Genomic DNA, 21,775 nt, shown 5'->3' on the forward strand with positions numbered 1-21,775 from the left:
AACCCTCTTCTTTTGATATGGATACCAATTTCTTACATGATTACTTCTTCATTAATCAGTTACTTTATGTAACTTACTGTAACATAGTTATCTTATAATGTCGAGTACTTAAATTATTATTTATAAATTAGTAATATATTGTGGTATACTTTAAAGTAAGAGAGGTGAAGTAATGACACAACCTACTATTTGCCCAAAGTTTGAGAAAGCCGTTTCATTACTAAGTCAAAAATGGACCGCATTAGTTATATATCAATTGTTATTAGGTACACAACGTTTTAGTGAAATTCAGACTGCGATTGGTATAAGTGGGAAGGTTTTATCTGATCGTTTGAAGGATCTAGAGAGTCAAGAAATTATAAAACGCGAGGTTATCCCTAAGACGCCAGTAGTCATAAAATACTCTTTAACAGATAAAGGAAAATCCATGAAACCTATTATTAGAGATATCGAGAAATGGTCACAGCTATGGGTTAAATAAGAAACTCACCTATCCTTAAATGAATAGATAGAAAATATACAAATCAAAAAGACATAACAACAGAGACATTTCTTAGTGAAATGACCTTTGTTCATGTCTTTTTTCATTATATGGAGTAGATTTTTTGTTACCTAAAGTGAATCTTCCATCAGTAGGGATTTTCTTTCATCACACACACACTGAAATTAAGGAAAAAAGACGTCGCAACGCCTCCTGAGAACTACGTCCATGTCCTGTAGGCCCGAACGAATCGGGCTTTTTGTGGCAGTTTATACCACAAGGCTATGACACAAGGCCCTTCCTCACCTTAAATGATTCGTTTTTCCTCCATTTCCCGAGGTGGGGGTATTACTGGCCCCTTGACCTGCGATGAATAATTCGTTTCATTTAGAATATCGTTAACATTCCTGTCTACCAGTCCTAGCAACATCTCTCCATTCAAAGTTGTCGAGCAATTCACGTACTTGATCTGTAGACTCTGTACTCATCAATTCATTCCTTAATTCACTTGCTCCTCGAAAGTCACGGACATATATCTTAAAAAATCGACGGAGAGGTTTAAATGAACGCGGCTCTATTTTTGAATATTTATCAAAAAGATCAAGGTGCAATCTTAGGAGGTCAAGCATTTCCTCACTACTATGGTCTTTTGACTCTTTTTCAAAAGCAAATGGGTTTTTAAAAATCCCACGTCCTATCATGACCCCATCAACACCGTATTTATGAACGAGTTCCAAACCAGTTTGACGGTTAGGAATATCCCCATTAATTGTCAAAAGTGTATCTGGTGCTATATCATCGCGAAGTTTCTTAATCTCTGGAATCAGTTCCCAATGAGCATCCACATTACTCATTTCCTTTTTTGTTCGCAGATGAATAGAAAGATTAACAATGTCCTGTTTCAATAAATGCGCAAGCCAGTCGTGCCATTCATCTACATAAGTGTAACCAAGCCTTGTTTTCACACTTACTGGCAATCCCCCTGCTTTTGCTGCTTGTATTAGTTCTGCTGCAACTTCTGGACGACGGATTAGACCGCATCCCTTCCCTTTTGGTGCCACATTTGGTGCAGGACAGCCCATATTGATATCCACACCGCGAAATCCTTCTTTCGCCATACCTATACTCATTTGTCGAAAATATTCGGGTTTATCCCCCCATATATGTGCCACCATTGGTTGTTCATCTTCCGTAAAAGTTAATCGCCCACGCACACTATGTCTCCCCTCTGGATGACAATAACTTTCCGAGTTTGTAAACTCTGTAAAAAACACATCAGGTCTAGCTGCTTCACTCACTACATGACGAAAAATAACATTCGTCACCTCTTCCATTGGTGCTAATATAAAAAACGGTCGTGGTAAATCACGCCAAAAATTATCAGTCATATTGAATTTCCAATCCTCTCATTAATGGGATACAGGTCAAACCTTGTCCCAAAATTAAAAAGCAAAATATCTTTGCTTCTTTAATACTTATATCATGCCTAAGCATTTTTTATCAAACTATAGTAAATTTTGATTATTATACACTTTAATACTAAAAAAATTTATCAGTAGTTCGGGGGATTATAGCATTATTCTCAACTTATAGCCTACTTATTAAATGTTTAAAAAGGCATATATGTAATGGATTTTGATTATAAATAACAATTTTAAACATATAATGTACAATTCAGAGAAATTAGGGATAGATTGCAACTATGGCCTTATTAAACACTAAAAGGTGATTTCTATGTGGTATGAAGCATTTCTTTTGGGTGAACTGGTTTGGAATTTTCCATTATCCGTTTTTCTTATAGGCATTGCTTTCTTTTATTTCTACATACTTAAACATTATACAACGATAAAACTATATAGTAAGCCACCCCTTCTCTTTTTATTGGCCTTATGTATACTTTATCTTATTCTAGGCACTCCTTTATCAGCTTTCAGTCATCTTTCATTCAGTCTACATATGCTACAGATGAGTATACTTTATTTTATTATTCCCCCATTAATTCTGGCTGGAATACCTGAGCATATGTTTAAAATGATAGTAAAGATACCATTGACTAAAATAATAGGTAAACTGTTTTTAACCCCAAAGTTAGCCTTATTTTTATTTTCTTTATTATTTATGTTATACCATTTGCCTGTTACATTGAGGATTTCTTCTCAAATTCCGTTTATACAAAATGGAATTTTGTCACTATTGTTCATCCTTAGTTTTAGTTTATGGTGGCCTATTGTTTCTCCTGATACCAAGCAAAGACTCTACAAAAAACAAAAAAGACGTTATTTATTTCTAAGTGGAATTTTATTAATGCCCGCATGTTTTATATTTATATGGAATGCATGGATTGCCGAGGTACAAAACCCCTTCCTTAACCAAATTACAGCACAACTTTGCGTCCCCATTGAATCTAATTCCATGAACTTATTTCCTTCCCTATTCCGTACAAAATATGACCAAATAATGGCCGGAACTTTAATGTTGGCAATGCACAAATTGGGCATGATTCTCTCATCTTATCTAGGGAATACCGAGGAGAGATAAAATTATATATTTTGTACCTTAAAAGCCTTTTCATAAATACTACTTATTCCAAATAAAATTACTTAGATACAAGTAAAAATATAAATTGCAAATAAAGGTGGTGAATAACAATATGAATGAAACAGTTTATCTAAATGTTGTAGGAATGCACTGCCCAGATTGTCCAAAGAAAGTTGAAAGATCCATTTTAAAATTGGATGGGGTAAGTAAAGTAGAAATTGACTATGAAACCGAACATGGATTTGTAACGTTCAACAAAAAATTAACTAGCTTTACAGAAATCATTAATAGAATTAGAAAGATGGGATTTGAAGCTAAAAACATTCAACATAAAAGCCTCGAATTGAATAATATGAATAAATAACCAATCCCGATCCCAACTGCCCTCACCCATTGTGGTAGTTGGGTTTTTCCATCATCTTATTTCCATTGTTACCAAAGCTTCATTTCACTTTATCCCAACCATTACAAAAGAATCTTATTGAATTTGTACTGAGAATACACCATGTGTAATCACTAAGCCACAAACACAATAGAAAAAAGGGATAAACAAGACAAATGCGTAATCTTATTTATGTTTTAACTAGACATTTTCTTTTCCAACCAACAAACTGCCTCGATATGATTCGTCTGAGGAAACATGTCAACTGGCTGTACTTCTTTCGTTTCAAAACCACCATCTTCTAAAATTCTTAAATCCCTTGCAAGTGTTGAAGGATTACAAGATACATATACAATCCGCTTCGGCTCCATATCAATCATCGCCTGCAGGAATTCTGGATCACAACCTTTTCGTGGTGGGTCAACAACAATAACATCTGGATCAAGACCCTGTTCTTTCCATTTCGGCATGACCTTTTCCGCTACACCAACAGAAAATTCAACATTATCCATCCCATTTAAACGAGCATTATTTTTCGCATCATTGATGGCTTCCGGAACAACTTCAACACCATAAACCTTCTTAGCCTTCTGTGCTAAAAATAAAGAAATCGTTCCAATTCCGCAATAGGCATCCACAACTACATCATTTTTACCAACCTTTGCGTACTCCAGTGCCTTTTCATACAATACCTTTGTTTGATATGGATTAATCTGATAAAAAGACTGTGCAGATATGGCAAATTTGATGTCACCAATCGTATCATGAATATATTCTTCTCCCCATATCACTTTTGATTTTCGGCCTAAAATGACATTGGTTCTTTTGCCGTTGATATTATGTACAATGGATTTTACATGAGGGAAAGTTTCTGTTAACTCACGGATTAATTCTTCTTGATGTGGCAACTTTTTCGTTCTAGTCACAAGGACAATCATCGTCTCATCTGTTTCTCTACCAGTTCGAACCATGATATGACGAAGTACCCCGCGATCTGACTTCTCATCATAAGCTTCAATTCCTAACCGATTAGCAATTCTACGCACAGCATGTACGGATCGGTCATTCATTTCATCCTGAACCACGCAAGTTTCCATATCATCGATAATGTCATGGCTTCGTTTACGATAAAAGCCTGTAATTAATTCCCCATCCCGTTCTCCAACTGGAATCTGTACTTTATTACGATATCTCCATGGGTCATTCATACCAATCGTTTCATGAACAGGAACATGTTCTAAGTGAGCAATCTTCTTCATTACATTCCTTACTTGGTTTCGCTTCATCTTAAGTTGTAAATCATAACTCATATGTTGCAATTGGCAACCACCACACTGATAAAACACATTACAAGGTGGTTCCACACGGTCTTCACTTTTTACTTTAACATGAAGTAATCTTCCAAAACCAAAATTCTTATTTACCTTCACTACTTTTACTGTTGCTTCTTCTCCCGGGAGACCATAAGGAACAAATAATGGATATCCATCCACTTTCCCAACACCATTTCCTTCATGGGTGAGGTCCTCAAATTTCAATGTAACCGTTTCATTCTTTTTTACTGGTGCTGTATGCTTTGCCATTCCTTTATCTTCCTTTTCCGTACTGTATTTAGTGTTTACATCTTACCATATCTTTAACAGGAAACGCATGCCTCATACTTTTTAATACCGGCATCTTTATAGAAACAAAAAAAGACTGATTATTCCTCAGTCTCCTCTTCTTCATCTTTCCTAAATGATTCCGGTACCATGAACTCAATATGCTGCCTAAGATTAATAAATTCTCCTGGCAACAATCCACCATACTCCCCATCAATATTCAATTGCATTTTTTCTTCCGGGGTGACTGTTATACGTTTCGCTTGTTTATAAATAATATTATCATCACTTAAATGAGCACCTCTTACAGCCAAAGAAGCAACCCGGACAAATTCAGCTAGGTTCACTTTCTTCAAAATAAATAAATCAAAGTAACCATCATCCAGCTTTGCCTCAGGTGCCAATTTCTCAAAGCCCCCTACCGAATTTGAATTCGAAACAAGAAAAATCATAATATCCTCATCAATGACATTGCCATCGTATTCAATCTTAACTCGAGCAGGTTTAAGGGAGGGAAGCATTTCAATCCCTTTTACATAATAAGCCATCTGTCCGAGAACGGTTTTTAATTTGGCTGGTACGTCATATGTTAATTCCGTAAGTTTTCCTCCACCAGCGATGTTAATAAAATAATGTTCATTCACTCTACCAATGTCCAAAAAAGCAGAATGTCCTTCCACTATAATATCCGTTGCTTTTCTAATATCGCGTGGAATATGTAGGGCACGTGCAAAATCATTTGTTGTACCTGTTGGAATAATACCTAACTTTGGTCGATGATTCTGTTCTGCCAGGCCATGTATGACCTCATTTATTGTACCATCCCCACCAGCTGCCACCACTAACTCAAAGCTTCTAGAAATAGCATATCTAGCTGCAGTAGCTGCATCACCTTCTCCTGTAGTTGCATGTGCAGATGTCTCGTATCCAGCTTCCTCTAACTTTTGCAGGACATTCGGTAATTCCTTTTTAAAGGCTTCACGTCCAGATGTTGGGTTATATATAATTCGGGCTCTCTTCATTTTGATGTCCTCCCCCATTGATCCTTGATATAGGGTGTTTGTGGTTCGTTCAAAGTGTTCCTTCAAAATTAACAAGCGGTTCGAACTATAGATACTTACTTTCTATAGTGCCTATGCGATTTTTATAGCATACTTTTTTATTTATAATCTTTTCCACCTAATGTAATACTTATCCATTTCATCCTAAATCCTAATTTTACTTTAGCAAATTCTAGACTACTATCGCATATGCAATAGTAGCCTAGTTAACTTTTTATTTCAACTTATTATCTCTTATCAATTTCCTCTTTCAAAATCTTATTAACCATTGGTGGGTTTGCTTGCCCTTTCGTCGCCTTCATAATTTGACCTACTAAATAGCCAAGTGCTTTTCCTTTACCGGCCTTATAGTCTGTAATCGATTGTTCATTTTCATCTAGTACCTTGTTAACAATCTCTTTTAATTGATCTGGATCAGAAATTTGAACAAGCCCTTTTTCTTTAACAATCTTCTCTGGGTCTCCACCTTTATCCACTAGTTCAGCAAATACCTTCTTCGCAATCTTAGAGGAAATGGTTCCATCTTCTATTAGTTTAATCATTTTAGCTAAAGCTTCTGGTGTTATGGCTAAATCATGAAGTTCTTTATAATGCTTATTCATATAAGCAGATACCTCACCCATTAACCAGTTTGACGCCTGTTTCACGTCTGCTCCATGATTAACAGCTTCCTCAAAAAAGTCAGCCATCTCTTTAGAGCTAGTTATAACATTTGCATCATATTCTGATAGCCCTAATTCTTTAATGTAACGAGCTCTACGTGCATCTGGAAGTTCAGGAATTTCTGCACGAATGCGTTCTTTCCATTCTTCATCAATATAAAGTGGAATTAAGTCAGGTTCAGGGAAGTAACGATAATCATCAGAACCTTCTTTAACACGCATTAAGATTGTTTCTTTTGTTTTTTCATCATAACGGCGAGTTTCTTGCAAGATTTCCCCACCAGTTAAAAGAACTTTTTCTTGACGTTTTTCTTCAAACTCTAAACCTTTTTGTACATAATTAAAGGAATTTAAGTTCTTCAACTCTGTTTTCGTACCAAATTCTTCTTGACCAATTGGACGGAGGGAAATGTTCGCATCACAACGTAAAGAACCTTCTTGCATTTTCACGTCAGACACACCAGTATATTGAATGATATTTTTTAGTTTCTCTAAATAAGCATATGCTTCTTCTGGTGAGCGCATGTCCGGTTCTGATACAATTTCGATTAATGGTGTTCCTTGGCGGTTAAAGTCCACGTAAGAATATCCATCCTCACCATGCGTTAATTTACCAGCATCCTCCTCCATATGGAGACGAGTGATACCAATTTTTTTCTTCTTCCCGTTTACTTCAATCTCTATCCAGCCATTTTCGCCAATGGGTTGGTCAAATTGTGAAATTTGGTATGCTTTCGGGTTATCCGGATAGAAGTAGTTTTTACGGTCAAATTTCGTATCGGTAGCAATGTCACAATTTAATGCCATTGCAGCTTTCATGGCAAAATTTACTGCTTCTTCATTTAACACAGGAAGTGTACCTGGATACCCTAAGTCAATTGGGTTCACATTTGTATTTGGTTCAGAGCCAAATGCATTCACACTTGGACTGAAGATTTTCGATTGTGTCTTTAATTCTACGTGTACTTCCAGACCAATAATTGTTTCAAAGTTCATTATTTGGCACCTCCTCTAATTTGAGGTCGTTTCGTATGATAATCGGTTGCTTGTTCGAAAGCATGTGCCGTACGATATACAGTGCTTTCGTCAAAGTGTTTTCCAATAATTTGTAAACCAATTGGAAGACCTTCCTCATTGAATCCGCAAGGAACGGAAATTCCCGGTACACCAGCTAAGTTTACTGGGATGGTTAAAATATCGTTCGCATACATCGTTAATGGATCATCTATATTTTCTCCAACCTTAAATGCCGGTGTTGGTGTCGTTGGCCCAATAACCACATCATAGTCTTCAAAAATTTTATCGAAATCATTTTTGATTAGTGTACGTACTTTTTGTGCTTTTTTATAGTAAGCATCATAATAACCTGAGCTTAAAGCAAACGTACCAAGCATAATACGACGCTTCACTTCTTCACCGAAACCTTCACTACGAGATTTCTTGAACATGTCAATCATGTTGTCGGCGTTTTCAGAACGAACACCGTACCTTACCCCATCAAATCGTGCTAGGTTTGCTGAAGCTTCTGATGAGGATATTAAGTAATAAGTTGCTACCGCATATTTAGAATGGGGTAGAGATACTTCTTCCCATGTTGCGCCTAGTGACTCATAAACTTTAAGTGCATTCATAACTGCTTCTTTTACTTCTGGGTTTACCCCTTCAGCAAGATATTCCTTCGGTACCGCAATCTTTAAGCCTTCTACCTTATTCGTTAAGGCCTCTGTGTATTTTGGTACTTCTACATCCGCACTTGTTGCATCCATATCGTCACGGCCTGCGATTACTTCAAGTATACGTGCATTATCTTCTACATTTCGAGTAATTGGTCCAATTTGATCTAAGGAAGATGCAAAGGCAACTAAGCCAAAACGTGACACGCGGCCGTAGGTAGGCTTCATTCCGACAACACCACAAAATGCCGCGGGTTGACGAATAGAACCCCCAGTATCAGAACCTAATGAAAATAAAACTTCGCCAGCAGCAACTGCAGCAGCAGAACCACCACTAGACCCTCCAGGAACATAGTCTGTATTCCATGGGTTTCTTGTTGGTGTATAGCTTGAATTTTCATTGGAAGAACCCATTGCAAATTCATCCATGTTTAATTTACCGATTGTAACAGGTTTTTCCTTTGCTAGTTTTTCAATAACCGTAGCATCGTATAAAGGATCTTCAAAGTTATCTAAGAACTGACTTGCACAGGTTGTACGAAGTCCCTTTGTCATGATGTTATCCTTAATCCCAGCAGGCATTCCAAAAAGACTTGCGACCGTATCATGACTCTTATCTAATTCTTTCGCTTGCGCTCTTGCACTTTCTTCATTTAATGTCAAAAAGGCATGAACTTCACCGTCAACCTCTTTAATACGGTTATAAGATTCATCTACTAAATCCTGTACGGTTATTTCTTTATTATGTAATTTCTCTTCTAATTCTTTAATCGTATGGTCAAATAAAGACATGTAGTTCCCTCCTTATTCTAGGATTGATGGCACACGGAATTGCCCATCTTTTTCATCTGGAGCATTCTTCAATGCTTCCTCTTGTGTAATCCATTCTTTTGGCTCGTCCTTACGCATAACATTCTTGATGTCTAACACATGTGTAGTCGGTTTTACATTATCTGTATCAAGCTCATTTAATTGCTCTGCATAACGAATAATTGCACCTAAATCCTCTGTTAACTGCTCTACTTCTTCATCCGTGACAGCAAGTCTAGCAAGATGTGCAACATGTTTTACCTGATCTTTTGAAATATCCGCCATCCGTCACCCTCCAAACTAATAATTGTATAATATGATGTATCTCATACATTTAAATATAACCATAATTAATTATTATAACAATATGATAATAGCAGAGAAAGTCGCAAATAGGCAAATTTTGTAATAATGTATGTCATTGAAAAAAATTCCATTTCCTCAGCGATATTATTCTACTATCATCATTTTTAGATTTGCTACGCATTTTCTTTATACTGCAACAAATACTTCAACAAAATAAAAAAAGAGCTGGAATAGTTTTCCAATCTATTCCAGCAAAAATTCATCATATAGTAATAGGGTAAAAATTAAATGAAAAAAATTCATTACATATTAATAAAAAGAAACTGGTTCTTCAATAGAAAAGATACTTGGATGTAAATCCGTTGCTAGATCTGATGATTCATCAGCAGTGAAGAATAACCCAGCTACTAAAGCAGTTCCCAATGCTACTTTTAAAATCACTTTTTTCATGGTAAATCTCCTCCTTATAATTATAAATTAATTAATTTCTCATATGTTTTATTTGCAAGTTTATAGTATTTAACAGACTCTTTATACTTACCTTGACTAGCAAAGTGATTTGCTAGCATATTGGAATAGGTGACTAGATTGCCATAATCCCCATTCTTTTTTAGGTAAGGTATAAATTTGTCCTTTACTAACGATTTAAAGTTTTCATTTTCCTTATTTATGAGATATGTGTAGGTATATATTATATAATAAAATTGTTTATAGTAGACACTATTTTTAACGGAGTCTACTATGTCTAAGGCTATCTGAATCATTTCTTTCGTCTCATCCAATTTGCCAACATTATAGTATTCCTTAATCAGAGACGTTATAGCAGTCAGCTTCTCTTGTGGATAAATCGCATCGTCTTCTACGACCTCACGATAATATTGAATAGCTTTCTCATGATTGCCAATGGTAGAATACAAGTTTCCTAAATTATAAGTTGTCTGTTGATTGACTTGCTTATTATTATTTAATTCAGCCAAATGTTTAGCTAAATTATAGTTCTTGATAGCTTTTTCATACATTTTTATCCTGCGATAGGAAATACCCAAAACAATATGACATTGTGCGCAGCGATGAAAATTATATTGCTTCATAAATATGGATAAAGCTTCCTTCGCATAATCAATTGCTTCTAACGTATTTCTTAATTCGCTATAGGTTACAGCAATTGTATACTTCAAATCAGCATCCTCATCTTCGCCAATATCCACTCTTACCATCTTTTCTTCTGATTTTTTGTAAAAATAGATTGCTTGGTTGTAATCCCTATTTACTGAATAATAATTTCCTTTAAACTTATACCAGTAAAATTGTTGTGTAGGATTAAAATTATTAGCTATCTCATTCAGTTCATTGATTTTTTTCAGTGCCTTATCAATTTCACCTATCATTGTAAAATATCTAATCTTATGAATCTCAAACATAAGTAGGCTATCAGATAGATTTTTATCCATCATTTCCTGTATCTCTTGGTAGGTATCCATAATTTCTTGTTGATCATTTACTTCAAAAAGCATACCGTACCATTTTTCACATTTTTCTTTAATAACATCCTCATTACTACTATCTAACTTTATTCCTAATCTGTTACATAATAATCGAATAATCTCAGGACTTGCGTGGGTTTTTAGATTTTCTATTTTTGATAAGTACGATACAGATACAATACCATCCGCTAATTCTCCAAGTGTCATCCCTTGTTTTGTACGTTGCAGCTTAATAAATGATCCAATCTCTATCAAAATACCCACCCTATCATTCCTAAGTTTTACCATTCAATTTAGTTATATTATATCATATATTTTAAATGTTCAGTTTGGGAAAAACATAGTGTTTCACGCGGATTAAAACGCTTATTTTTTTCCTGTTTTCCTGTAAAAAGAAAAATCACCTCTTTTTGGCGATCAAAAAGAGGTGCAACTGTATTCTGTGTTATGGAATTACGTTCATAACTAATAAGAGTTCCATAGGTCACAAATATTTTCGTAATTTTTTACAATAAATTTTGCCTAATCAAATATATGCACGCTTGGTTTTTCTTCACCTACTTCACGAGTTATGAGGCTCTCCAAGCCAGCACTCGAAGTCACCTGAATTTCCAAGTTAAACCGGTTCGGGAACATATCTAGGACTAAACCATATACGTACTGAGTAAAACCGATTATTTCTGCTTTACCATAAAATTCAATAGGGATTTCTAGCGTTAGCTTTTGCATTTCTTCATTAATGTAAAACCCTCTCCCTACTACACCTACATAGTTAGGGAAAAACTCTGAAATCTCATTTCCAAAGCTAGATATTACCTCATGATCCTCAGGATATTTGGATTGTCCTTCACTAGAGGGAAATAGAATATTCTCTTCGTTTATACTATCCCAATCATTAATTGTTTGCTTGCCTGGCGAGACGACTGTTTTCGCAATAAATTCACCAGGAACAGGAGAATTTTGTTCTTCCTCTCTGAACAAGGCAATCATAATTGGTACATCAGGAATATCCTCCATTGAACGCATTTGTTCTACAATAGTTTGTGCAACTTCTCGTCCCTTCCCTAGCATTTCATCCATGGAAATCTCTTCATAATAAGATGGACCTCCTATTTCGGTATCGAAACGATAAACAGACTTTAGAGCAATTCCAATAGATATCCCAGCTAATTCAACCGTACTATCCTCATTGCGCTTTAAATAGTTTTGTTCCAATATGTGGGAAAGTATACGTGGATTTTCTTTATAAACATTAACCTTTTCTTTCGTATCCAATTCCTCTAATTCGTCTTCATTGATTTTAGGATTTAATCCATCAATCCATTCGAATAGCAAATCTTTTGTTAGATATTGTCCTTCTTGAAAATATAATTTACTTGGATCAAAGATCCCCTTGGAATGGCGCATTAACCCTTGTTCCAATTCATCGATATCAACACGATTGGCAACCTGATTCGTAGTTACCCCTCTTGCCTCACTCGTCTGATATGGGAGAATGACACGATAGGTTTCATCATTCAATTGGTAGCTAGGAACAATCGATGTTTCCTGCTCCATATCTTCATTTTCCTGTACAACTTCCGGTTCTTCATTATTTATTGGGGAACAGCTAGCAAGAAGCATACCAGATAAAAGGATGGTAACACCTAACTTTCTCATTCAGACACACTCTCCAATGCTTCTTTCAACTGTTCTTCATCCCAAATGGTTATTCCTAATTTCTGAGCCTTATCAAATTTGGAGCCTGCATCCTCTCCAGCGATGAGGATATCCGTCTTTTTACTAACACTTCCAGTAACTGAACCACCCAGTGATTCAATCAATGATTTTGCTTCATTACGAGTGTAGTTCTCCATTTTCCCTGTTAGAACTACTGTTTTTGCTGCAAAAACACTATTCTCCTGCTCGTGTTGTTCTTTTTTCTTCGGTCCTTTATACTCCATATTTAAACCTAACGCCTGAAGGTCATCAATCAGATCCTTCACTTTTTCCTCTTCGAAATATTGAACAATTGCATCAGCCATCTTTTCACCAATCTCATCAATGGCTATCAGTTCATCATGGGTTGCTTCCTTCAGTTTTTCCATGTTTTCAAATTCCATGGCTAATGTTTTTGCAGCCTTAGCACCAATAAAGCGAATTCCTAAACCGAAGAGAAGCCTTTCCAGAGAATTTTCTTTAGAAGCCTCAATTGCCTTTAACAAATTGTCTACGGATTTTTCACCCATCCGCTCCAGCTTCAACAATTCTTCACGTTCTAAGCGATATAAATCGGCCATCGTTTGAATTAGGTCCTCTTGGAAAAGCTGCATGATGACCTTCTCACCTAATCCATCAATATTCATCGCATTACGGGAAACAAAATGAATGAGTCCTTCCATTAACTGCGCTGGACAGTTTGGGTTCATGCATCGTAACGCAACCTCTCCATCCAATCGCACCAGTTCACTACCACATGTCGGACAATCATGCGGCATATGGAACTCCGCTTCCTCACCCGTACGATTTTCTTCTACTACACGTACGACCTTTGGAATGATATCTCCAGCTTTTTTGATTACTACCGTATCCCCTATACGAATATCCTGTTCACGAATAAGGTCTTCGTTATGTAATGATGCTCGTTGAACCGTGGTACCAGCAATTCGAACTGGGTCTAAAATTGCAGTTGGTGTCACTACTCCTGTTCTTCCGACACTTAATTCAATATCTTTCAATTTGGTCATTGCTTCTTCAGCAGGGAACTTAAAAGCAATTGCCCAACGTGGACTTTTGGCAGTAAAACCAAGTTCATCCTGTTGGTTTAAATCATCTACTTTAATAACAATACCATCAATCTCATAGTTTAAATTCGGACGTTCCTTTGTCCAATATTCCACATATTCCATTACTTCTTCAATAGTAGAACATTTTTTCCATTCTGGATTAGTTTTAAAGCCGAGTTCTTTTAGCTTTTCTAAACGTCCGCTATGGGTTGTCACATCACTGTTTTCCCATTCTCCAACTGCATACAAGAATGTATCAAGATTCCGCTTTGCAGCAATTTTCGGATCTAACTGTCTTAATGATCCAGCCGCAGCATTTCTTGGGTTAGCGAAAGGCTCTTCTTCATTTGCCTCTCGTTCCTCATTTAATTTTAGAAAGGATTGATGAGGCATAAATGCTTCTCCACGAACCTCTAATGTTTCCGGTTCCTTTAAATTTAATGGGATACTATGAATCGTTTTTAAATTTTGGGTTATGTCCTCACCAATGGTTCCATCCCCACGCGTGGCCCCACGAACGAACTTACCATTTTCATAGGAAAGGGATATAGCAAGTCCATCAATTTTTAATTCACATACAAATGAAATCGGTCCATCCACACCTTCTTCTGCACGTCTAGCAAAATCCCTAAGATCCTGTTCATTAAAGGCATTGCCAAGACTAAGCATCGGAACACGATGCTCTACTTTTTCAAAAGCATCCAAAGGCTCCCCACCAACTCGTTGGGTGGGGGAATCCTCTGTGACTAGTTCAGGAAATTGGTCTTCAAGCTTCAATAATTCCTGCAATTTTTCATCATATTCTACATCAGGTACAGTTGGTTTATCTAAAACATAATATTCATGGCTATATTGATTTAATAATTCTCTGAGTTCGTTGATTTTTTCCTGTGCTTGCTTTTTATTCATAAAGAAGCACACCTCCTATTGTTTCGTGATTGGAGCGAATTTTGCTAACAATCGCTTTATTCCTGTTGGTGCTGGAAAAGCAACATCTAGTTCCATTTTCTCACCTTCTCCTTGCACTTTCACCACTGTACCAACTCCCCATTTCTTATGTGCTGCTTTGTCTCCAGGTGCCCATTCTTGGGTTTCTGCACCAGTGGTTTTCTGTACACGCTCTGCTTTTCGTTTAACAGGAGAAGGTCTGTCTTTTGATTTTCCAAAAGAAGACGTTCCTAACATGGATGTGCGTGCTTCTTCAATTCCTTCGATTAAGTCTTGGGGAATTTCATTTATAAAACGGCTAATCGGATTCATATTGGTTTTACCATATAGTGTGCGCATTTTCGCATGGGTTAGGAAAAGGATCTGCTCAGCACGAGTTATTCCAACATAAGCAAGTCTTCGCTCTTCCTCCATTTCCTCTGAGTCCATAAGGGAACGACTATGTGGAAAAACATTTTCTTCCATACCAATTAGAAATACAACCGGGAATTCAAGACCTTTTGCAGCATGTAATGTCATTAGCGTAACTTTTTCCTCGTTGTCTGTATCCTCTTCACCAACCTTATCAATATCTGCAATTAATGCTAAATCTGTTAGAAAAGCAACAAGTGTTTTGTCTTCTGCATTTGCTTCAAAGTCCTTCGTAACCGTCATAAACTCTTCCAAGTTTTCCAAACGAGATTGAGCTTCCAAAGAGTTTTCGTTTTTCAGCATTTGTTCATAACCTGTTCGATTTAAAACAGCTTCAACCATATCTGTAGCTGTCAAGAACTCTTGCTGCTGGGTCAACGTTTTAATTAGATTTCCGAATTCACTAAGTGCTTTTGCTGCCTTTTTGGATACTCCCGTAAAATCAACTTCCATGGTTGTTTGGAAGAAGGAAATATCATGTTGTGCCGCATACGCACGCAATTTTTCAATCGATGTTTTACCGATTCCTCGTTTTGGTACATTGACGATACGTTCGAAGCTAATATCATCATTCGGATTGGTAATTAATCGTAGGTATGCAAGCATGTCCTTAATTTCCTTACGATCATAGAACTTTGTGCCACCTACCATTTGATACGAAATCCCTGATTTAACAAATGTATCCTCAACCGCACGTGACTGTGCGTTAGTACGATATAAGATTGCGATATCATTGAGGGAATATCCTTCTTGTCTCGTTAGTTCCTGAATCTTATTCGTAACATACAAGCCTTCATCCTGCTCCGTTGAGGCTTGATAATAATTGATTTTCTTACCATCGGGATTATCTGTCCAAAGATTTTTTGGCTTTCGACCTGGGTTATTAGCAATCACCTTGTTTGCCGCTTCAAGAATCGATTTTGTTGATCGATAGTTTTGCTCCAAAAACACCGTTTTCGCTGCTGGGTAGTCCTTTTCAAAAGAAAGAATATTAGAAATATCTGCACCACGCCAACGATAAATAGACTGATCCGAATCACCTACGACACATAGATTTTGAAATCGATTGGCTAGTTGTTTAACCAAGAAATATTGTGCGTGGTTCGTATCCTGATACTCATCCACGTGAATATATTGGAAACGACGTTGGTAATATTCAAGTACTTCTGGTACACGCTTGAATAAATGAATAGTTTGCATAATCAAATCATCAAAATCTAGACACTGATTCTTTTGTAGCATTTTTTGATAGCCTTCATAAATCTTCGCAATTTGTTGATTGTAAAAACCACCGGCATTTTTACTGTACTCTTCATGAGTGATGAGTTCATTTTTAGCAGAACTTATTTGTCCAATCATAGCACGTGGATCAAATTGCTTCGGATCTATATTTAAGTCTTTTAATACTTGCTTTACAACGGACAATTGATCACTGCTGTCTAAGATGGTGAAGTTGCTACTATAACCAATTCGGTCGATATCTCTTCTTAGAATACGGACACACATGGAGTGGAATGTGGAAACCCACATATAGTCACTCTCCGAACCGACTAATTTCCGGACACGTTCCTTCATTTCCCTTGCAGCTTTATTTGTAAAAGTAATTGCCAAAATATTTCTTGGCGCCACCCCTTTTTCCTCAATTAAATAAGCAATTCGATGGGTCAACACCCTCGTCTTACCAGATCCTGCACCTGCCATAATTAATAGCGGTCCTTCAGTCGTTTTCACTGCTTCTCGCTGATTTTTATTTAGTCCTTTTATTAAGTCATCCATTGTCTGACTCATTAGAACACCTCCCATTTATTAGCCACTAACTGCTTGAACGGTTTCCAACGCTTTATCAAAATCTGTATATATGCTATTTCCGACAATAATAACATCGGCATATTGTTTCATTTCTTTGGCTTGGAGACTATTTTGAATGCCTCCACCATAAAAAAGTAAAGTTTGGTTAAGCTTCCTTTTAACATCCCTTACAAGATTAGGTTCGCCATATTTTCCACTATATTCTAAGTAGAAGATTGGTAAATGAAAAACATGCTCAGCCATATATGCATAAACAAGTGTATCCTCTACATCTGGTAGGACACTATTTGTATATTGAAAAGCCTTTGCTTCTTCGTTCAAAATACAATAGCCCTCAAAAGTTAAATCGACATGGTCAAGAAACTCCAAATATTTTTTCATTCCTTGATGTTGCATATCCATAAACCATTTTTTCTCCGTAGAATTAAACACCATTGGAATAAAATAATCATCAAATCCTGGCACAACGGCATCCATTGTAGAAACTTCCAATATACGATGAACAGGATATTTACTAATCCGATAAAGTAAATCATCAACTGCTTCCCAGGTCACATTGTCAGTTCCACCAACCATTATTGCATCCGTTCCTGATTCACATAGTATCTTTAGCTGTTCATTAGAAATTTCCTTTGCCGGATCCAGTTTAAAAATATGATTCCATTCGTTCATTTTCGTCATCAAATGGGTAATCCTCCATCTCTCAAATTCCATTAATACATTATACCAAAAATCACTGTCGGAATTTAGGAATATGTGGTGGAAATTTTTGAATGTGGGTGAATAGTGGAATCTTAAGGTTTCGGGGAAAAATTAACCTGTGATAAAAACAAAAGCCCCACCCATCGCGGGTGTGGCTTATTCCTGTTCCTTGTTATTTACTCGGTCTAGCACCATCTTATACCCATCACTACCATAGTTAATACAACGGCGTACGCGAGAGATAGTGGCAGTCGATGCTTTCGTATCTTTTTCAATGTTACTGTACGTACTTCCATCCATAAGCATTTTTGCAACTTGTAGTCGTTGGGAAAGTGCATGAACTTCTGACATCGTTGCAATATCATCAAAGAACCGATAACATTCCTCCCTATCCTTAAGGGAAAGAATAGCATCGAATAATTGATCCAGTTGCTCTCCTCTTAACTTATCTATTTGCACAGCAAATCCTCCTGCTCTATTCTTTTTTACATAGTATGTACAGCGACTATTTTCTATTTACTAGTGTATCAGATTCTTAACGAAGATACCTTAACTTTGATTAGTCAGAAATAATCACAGATTGTTCTAACCCTGGTAAAGTGGGGATAACATTCACCCAGGTTTTCCCGGGCACAAACCCAATAAACTCCCCATTTTTTACAGGAATAATCCTACCATTCCGATTCTCCCATGTAACCTTCTGGACAATCCCTTTTCTTATTAAATATGCATCTCCACCAGATGTAAGGTCAATTTCCCTTCGACCAACATCATCTATCACCTTATGATCCGTCTCTATAATAAAAACATTTTCTACTTGAATTGGAATTTCTGTTTCTAATTCCACTGACTTTTCTCCATTACTATATCTCATATATTTCTGTTCTTTTTCATTATATATAAATTCAACGTTTGCAAATGAATACTTTTCCGAGTAAATGACCTCAATATGCTGTGCAGGTTCTCCCGATAATTTTACTGAATCAGCATTCGCTAGGAATGGTAATGGTTCATATTCGACAGTAGATTCATATCCTTTTCTTTCCGCTACATCATACGCCGATTCTAATAATACATACGAATTATGTGGGGCATTACGGAATGTTTCCCTTTTAAATAAATGTCCATCATTATCAAAAATGGAACCATTTAAGGAATCTATCCCTCGATTAATAATCATTTCATCTACAAAGTCAGCCGCTCCATGATACACATATAAAGCATTATAATCATCTGCTAATTCAAAATAATATTCACGTGCACTTCTTACTGGGCCAACCACATTAGGTATTTTACTCTGATATAATGCTAAAAACCTTGTAATCATTCCTTCTGCCAAAATCTCAAAAACGATATCTGCCTGTGATAAACCAGTTTGCGGTCTTGCTTTTGGATGATTATTTACCATTACACCAATAATACGATTATTTACGGAATCATTTGTCCCAATACCTGTTAATGGATAAATATTGTCAAAACTTTCTTGTTCTGTCTTTTCTTCCTTTTCTTGCGTTTTCTCTTCTTGTGTTTCCTTGTCTGGTTCTTCTTGTTCCTGCACTTGTTCATTACTATTCGAACAACCCGAAAGTAGAGCAAGGAAAACTAGAAATAAAAATAGGAATTTCTTCATTTTCCCAACACCTTTTGAATAATTTCTACTGCATCTATTCTTCTATAGGCTCTTTTCATCATTCTATTATCTTTTGTCTCGCATTTGAAAGAAATACGCAGTAAAGATTAAGATAGTATGATAATACCGCTACGGAAATACACTGCGCGCACCAAAGGCGGCTGATGAGCCTCCTTCGTGCTGACGCACTACGGTGTCTCACCTAGGCCTGTGTTCCCACAGGACAAGGAACGCTACGGCAGCAACGCATTGCACGAAGAAAATTGAACTTTATTTTCGAGGAGTCTCCGTGTATTCCCTTCGCTAGTGTTGAGTTTTCCAACAACTAAATCAATATTAGCTAATTAAAAATATTCCTCTATTAAACTGGTTAATTGGAGCGAAGGGCAGTCGACTCCTTGAAAAAGAATATCGCTTTTTCTCACGAAGATGTATCCCTCTCGAATCCTTCCTTGTCCTGTAGGAGTAGCACGTGTCTGAAAACTCCGAAGCAGTGACCTTCTGCTGAGGAGGCTGAAGCCGTGCCCACAGAAAGAGACTGCCCGCAGTGGAAATCAACGTACTCAACATTACTGCGCATTCTATCTATTTTATGCCAAAACAAAAGTCTTTTTTAGAAAACAGCCTTCCCATATATTACAACTTTATATATTAACACATCGTTGCTGGGAATATAATCTTTCTTTTTTTAATATCTATAATTCCTTGCTGTGTGATGCGAATATAAGGCAGGTGTGTGGCGGACAAAAATAAAATACTATAAATGGGGTCATCATACCGATAACCATAATCTTTGATTAATGTCTTTACCACTTTTTCCTTGGCTATTAATTCATCCATACTTTCTTTCGACATGAATCCACCGAGTTTTAATGGTATATCTGCTAAAATTTCTCCTTCATGAACGAGTACAATGCCGCCGCCTATTTTCTTTAGATGCTTCCAGGCTAGTAAAATATCTTTCTTATTTTTCCCGATAAAAACAAAATCCCCAGATTGAGAGAAAGTACTAGCAACAGCACCTAATTTATTCGTAAATCCTTTTATCGTTGTATTCACACGCCACTTCCCATTTTTATCAATGAGTACAAGAAAAGCATCATCTTTATCCTTTGGTAACTCTTCAGGTGTTATATCAATATTAATCGTATAAGGCCTGATAATCACATCATTCTTCATCTCAAGTCCCATTGGCATAGAAAATTGCAAATCCTCTTCTTCTAATTCCCAATCTAAAGGTAAGGGCGATATGTCATACTTATCCCAATCAATCTTTTGTGGAAGGGGTTGATTTACTTTATCTTTCCGTATCCATTCTCCTTTTGCCAGAACACTGACTGGATGTGGGTTTTCTTTAGAATCTAGAATATTTATATGTGCTATTCGACCAGGAGCAATGCTTCCAATTGTCTCATCTAGGTTAAAATGTCTTGCCGCATTATAACTCCCCATGTTATAAGCTTCCTCGATTGGGATTCCTTTTTTAATAGCAATATCTATACAGACATTGATTAGTCCTTGTTCATAAAATGATGGTGTTGCTCCATCCGTTGTAAAGGTTAAATTATCGAAATAACTCAAATTCAACTCCAATATCTCCTCAATGAGCTGAGGTAAATCTGGTCGAATGGAAGAATATCTTAGGGAAACATGGTATCCTAGGCGTAATCTTCTTACTACCTCTTCACCAGTGATTGGCTCATGATCAGCTGATACACCAAACAGCTTCATTTTCGTTAGTGTCATTTCTGATGCACCTGGAAGATGCCCTTCGATAGGTTTTCTTTGGCGCTTCGTTTCTTGCATCCAATATAGTAACCTATCATCTCCATTCAATAGACTTGGCCAAGAGGTTAACTCTCCTCCTTGAACAATAGATGGATGAGAAATCCATGATAAGATATCCTCGGTATTAAACGTTTCTTCCTCATCCTGCAAGGCAGTTTGTGAATCGAACCTTGCCCACCAATACATGGACATAGGCAGATAATCAAATTCCTCAATTAAAGAAAACGCTTTCTTTTTATCTAATAAAAAATGCCACATAAGGTTATCATTTATTAATGTTGTCGTACCATATCTAGCCACATAATTTGCTAATGCTTCAGGATTATAAAGTTGAAAAGGATGAGCATGTGGTTCAATATATCCTGGAACAAGATATTTTCCCTCACAGTCTACTATCTCCGTTCCTTTCATGTTTTTAGGAAGATTCTCCCCTACATAAACAATACGATCTTTATAAATCCATATGTGGGATTTTACCCACTGCTTGAGAAAAACATTCAGGTATATGCTATTTTTCAATAGAAGCGTTGGTGCTTCCAAGCCATCAATTACTTTTATATGCTGTCTAAGCTCACGGTTCCTCCAATTATTCTCATTTGTAAACATAAGGCCAGCTCTCCAATATATAGAATTTATCACGCAATTACTGACAGTATGATCCATCCCCTTTAGGGAATGACAAGGGATCAACCGCCAATATCGTCCTGATTCGTTCATCGAACAA

General features: G+C 36.6%; 18 protein-coding genes. 3 read left to right on the top strand and 15 right to left on the bottom strand.

Translation table 11 applies throughout. The features are described from left to right. Positions 1-172: 172 nt before the first annotated feature. Positions 173-481 (top strand): winged helix-turn-helix transcriptional regulator, encoded by a 309-nt coding sequence (locus CAO17_RS13920; RefSeq protein WP_085993286.1) that lies wholly within the window; start codon positions 173-175, stop codon positions 479-481. Positions 482-879: 398 nt separating this feature from the next. Here the strand turns inward: CAO17_RS13920 and CAO17_RS13925 are convergent, their stop codons facing one another. After that, complete coding sequence (locus CAO17_RS13925; RefSeq protein WP_085993287.1) at positions 880-1,869, bottom strand: tRNA dihydrouridine synthase; 990 nt, start codon at positions 1,867-1,869, stop codon at positions 880-882. A gap of 346 nt (positions 1,870-2,215) precedes the next feature. Here CAO17_RS13925 and CAO17_RS22135 point away from each other — a divergent pair, with 346 nt between their 5' ends. Both CAO17_RS22135 and CAO17_RS13935 read left to right on the top strand, forming a co-directional pair. Next, complete coding sequence (locus CAO17_RS22135) at positions 2,216-3,019, top strand: cytochrome c oxidase assembly protein (protein WP_085993288.1); 804 nt, start codon at positions 2,216-2,218, stop codon at positions 3,017-3,019. Between the two features lie 112 nt (positions 3,020-3,131). After that, positions 3,132-3,383 carry a heavy-metal-associated domain-containing protein gene (locus CAO17_RS13935; RefSeq protein WP_085993289.1) on the top strand — a complete coding sequence of 84 codons (252 nt, stop codon included), beginning with the start codon at positions 3,132-3,134 and terminating at the stop codon, positions 3,381-3,383. Positions 3,384-3,598: 215 nt separating this feature from the next. Here CAO17_RS13935 and rlmD read toward each other — a convergent pair whose 3' ends face one another. The 14 genes from rlmD to CAO17_RS14000 all read right to left on the bottom strand — a co-directional run bounded on the left by rlmD (position 3,599) and on the right by CAO17_RS14000 (position 21,657). After that, complete coding sequence (rlmD, locus tag CAO17_RS13940; protein WP_085993290.1) at positions 3,599-4,984, bottom strand: 23S rRNA (uracil(1939)-C(5))-methyltransferase RlmD; 1,386 nt, start codon at positions 4,982-4,984, stop codon at positions 3,599-3,601. 119 nt (positions 4,985-5,103) lie between these two features. Next, positions 5,104-6,024: a diacylglycerol kinase gene (locus CAO17_RS13945; RefSeq protein WP_085993291.1), complete on the bottom strand. Its 921-nt coding sequence runs from the start codon at positions 6,022-6,024 to the stop codon at positions 5,104-5,106. A gap of 266 nt (positions 6,025-6,290) precedes the next feature. Beyond that, entirely contained in the window at positions 6,291-7,721 is a 1,431-nt protein-coding gene (gene gatB / locus CAO17_RS13950) for an Asp-tRNA(Asn)/Glu-tRNA(Gln) amidotransferase subunit GatB (RefSeq protein WP_085993292.1), read from the bottom strand. Next, positions 7,721-9,190: an Asp-tRNA(Asn)/Glu-tRNA(Gln) amidotransferase subunit GatA gene (gene gatA, locus CAO17_RS13955; RefSeq protein ID WP_085993293.1), complete on the bottom strand. Its 1,470-nt coding sequence runs from the start codon at positions 9,188-9,190 to the stop codon at positions 7,721-7,723. The genes gatB and gatA overlap by 1 nt, the downstream gene beginning before the upstream one ends. A 12-nt stretch (positions 9,191-9,202) precedes the next feature. Beyond that, a complete protein-coding gene (gatC, locus tag CAO17_RS13960) occupies positions 9,203-9,493 on the bottom strand; it encodes an Asp-tRNA(Asn)/Glu-tRNA(Gln) amidotransferase subunit GatC (protein WP_085993294.1) in 291 nt (96 codons plus the stop codon). A 330-nt stretch (positions 9,494-9,823) separates the two neighbouring features. Beyond that, the gene (locus tag CAO17_RS21105; RefSeq protein WP_179151960.1) at positions 9,824-9,964 is read right to left on the bottom strand and encodes a hypothetical protein; all 141 of its coding nucleotides are present in this window, start codon (positions 9,962-9,964) and stop codon (positions 9,824-9,826) included. A 20-nt stretch (positions 9,965-9,984) separates the two neighbouring features. After that, the gene (locus CAO17_RS13965; protein ID WP_085993295.1) at positions 9,985-11,253 is read right to left on the bottom strand and encodes a helix-turn-helix domain-containing protein; all 1,269 of its coding nucleotides are present in this window, start codon (positions 11,251-11,253) and stop codon (positions 9,985-9,987) included. Between the two features lie 267 nt (positions 11,254-11,520). After that, the gene (locus CAO17_RS13970; RefSeq protein WP_085993296.1) at positions 11,521-12,657 is read right to left on the bottom strand and encodes a CamS family sex pheromone protein; all 1,137 of its coding nucleotides are present in this window, start codon (positions 12,655-12,657) and stop codon (positions 11,521-11,523) included. After that, positions 12,654-14,672: an NAD-dependent DNA ligase LigA gene (gene ligA, locus CAO17_RS13975; protein ID WP_085993297.1), complete on the bottom strand. Its 2,019-nt coding sequence runs from the start codon at positions 14,670-14,672 to the stop codon at positions 12,654-12,656. The genes CAO17_RS13970 and ligA overlap by 4 nt, the downstream gene beginning before the upstream one ends. A gap of 15 nt (positions 14,673-14,687) precedes the next feature. After that, positions 14,688-16,910 (bottom strand): DNA helicase PcrA, encoded by a 2,223-nt coding sequence (pcrA, locus tag CAO17_RS13980; protein WP_085993298.1) that lies wholly within the window; start codon positions 16,908-16,910, stop codon positions 14,688-14,690. Positions 16,911-16,928: 18 nt separating this feature from the next. Continuing rightward, complete coding sequence (pcrB, locus tag CAO17_RS13985) at positions 16,929-17,612, bottom strand: heptaprenylglyceryl phosphate synthase (RefSeq protein WP_085993299.1); 684 nt, start codon at positions 17,610-17,612, stop codon at positions 16,929-16,931. Positions 17,613-17,789: 177 nt separating this feature from the next. Next, a complete protein-coding gene (locus CAO17_RS13990) occupies positions 17,790-18,092 on the bottom strand; it encodes a YerC/YecD family TrpR-related protein (RefSeq protein WP_085993300.1) in 303 nt (100 codons plus the stop codon). Between the two features lie 100 nt (positions 18,093-18,192). Continuing rightward, positions 18,193-19,263, bottom strand: coding sequence for a DUF3048 domain-containing protein (locus CAO17_RS13995; RefSeq protein WP_085993301.1), 1,071 nt, complete (start codon positions 19,261-19,263; stop codon positions 18,193-18,195). Between the two features lie 651 nt (positions 19,264-19,914). Then, on the bottom strand, positions 19,915-21,657 hold the full coding sequence (locus CAO17_RS14000; RefSeq protein ID WP_085993302.1) for an adenine deaminase C-terminal domain-containing protein: 1,743 nt from the start codon (positions 21,655-21,657) through the stop codon (positions 19,915-19,917). Positions 21,658-21,775: the final 118 nt, after the last annotated feature.

The sequence above is a fragment of the Oceanobacillus senegalensis genome (assembly GCF_900176885.1).
Lineage (GTDB): Bacteria > Bacillota > Bacilli > Bacillales > Amphibacillaceae > Oceanobacillus > Oceanobacillus senegalensis.

What these genes read in the sequence shown, in the direction of transcription:
- CAO17_RS13920 (WP_085993286.1), top strand. Translation starts at nt 173, where the DNA reads ATGACACAACCTACTATTTGCCCAAAGTTTGAGAAAGCCGTTTCATTA.
- CAO17_RS13925 (WP_085993287.1), bottom strand. Translation starts at nt 1,869, where the DNA reads ATGACTGATAATTTTTGGCGTGATTTACCACGACCGTTTTTTATATTA.
- CAO17_RS22135 (WP_085993288.1), top strand. Translation starts at nt 2,216, where the DNA reads ATGTGGTATGAAGCATTTCTTTTGGGTGAACTGGTTTGGAATTTTCCA.
- CAO17_RS13935 (WP_085993289.1), top strand. Translation starts at nt 3,132, where the DNA reads ATGAATGAAACAGTTTATCTAAATGTTGTAGGAATGCACTGCCCAGAT.
- rlmD (WP_085993290.1), bottom strand. Translation starts at nt 4,984, where the DNA reads ATGGCAAAGCATACAGCACCAGTAAAAAAGAATGAAACGGTTACATTG.
- CAO17_RS13945 (WP_085993291.1), bottom strand. Translation starts at nt 6,024, where the DNA reads ATGAAGAGAGCCCGAATTATATATAACCCAACATCTGGACGTGAAGCC.
- gatB (WP_085993292.1), bottom strand. Translation starts at nt 7,721, where the DNA reads ATGAACTTTGAAACAATTATTGGTCTGGAAGTACACGTAGAATTAAAG.
- gatA (WP_085993293.1), bottom strand. Translation starts at nt 9,190, where the DNA reads ATGTCTTTATTTGACCATACGATTAAAGAATTAGAAGAGAAATTACAT.
- gatC (WP_085993294.1), bottom strand. Translation starts at nt 9,493, where the DNA reads ATGGCGGATATTTCAAAAGATCAGGTAAAACATGTTGCACATCTTGCT.
- CAO17_RS21105 (WP_179151960.1), bottom strand. Translation starts at nt 9,964, where the DNA reads ATGAAAAAAGTGATTTTAAAAGTAGCATTGGGAACTGCTTTAGTAGCT.
- CAO17_RS13970 (WP_085993296.1), bottom strand. Translation starts at nt 12,657, where the DNA reads ATGAGAAAGTTAGGTGTTACCATCCTTTTATCTGGTATGCTTCTTGCT.
- ligA (WP_085993297.1), bottom strand. Translation starts at nt 14,672, where the DNA reads ATGAATAAAAAGCAAGCACAGGAAAAAATCAACGAACTCAGAGAATTA.
- pcrA (WP_085993298.1), bottom strand. Translation starts at nt 16,910, where the DNA reads ATGAGTCAGACAATGGATGACTTAATAAAAGGACTAAATAAAAATCAG.
- pcrB (WP_085993299.1), bottom strand. Translation starts at nt 17,612, where the DNA reads ATGACGAAAATGAACGAATGGAATCATATTTTTAAACTGGATCCGGCA.
- CAO17_RS13995 (WP_085993301.1), bottom strand. Translation starts at nt 19,263, where the DNA reads ATGAAGAAATTCCTATTTTTATTTCTAGTTTTCCTTGCTCTACTTTCG.
- CAO17_RS14000 (WP_085993302.1), bottom strand. Translation starts at nt 21,657, where the DNA reads ATGTTTACAAATGAGAATAATTGGAGGAACCGTGAGCTTAGACAGCAT.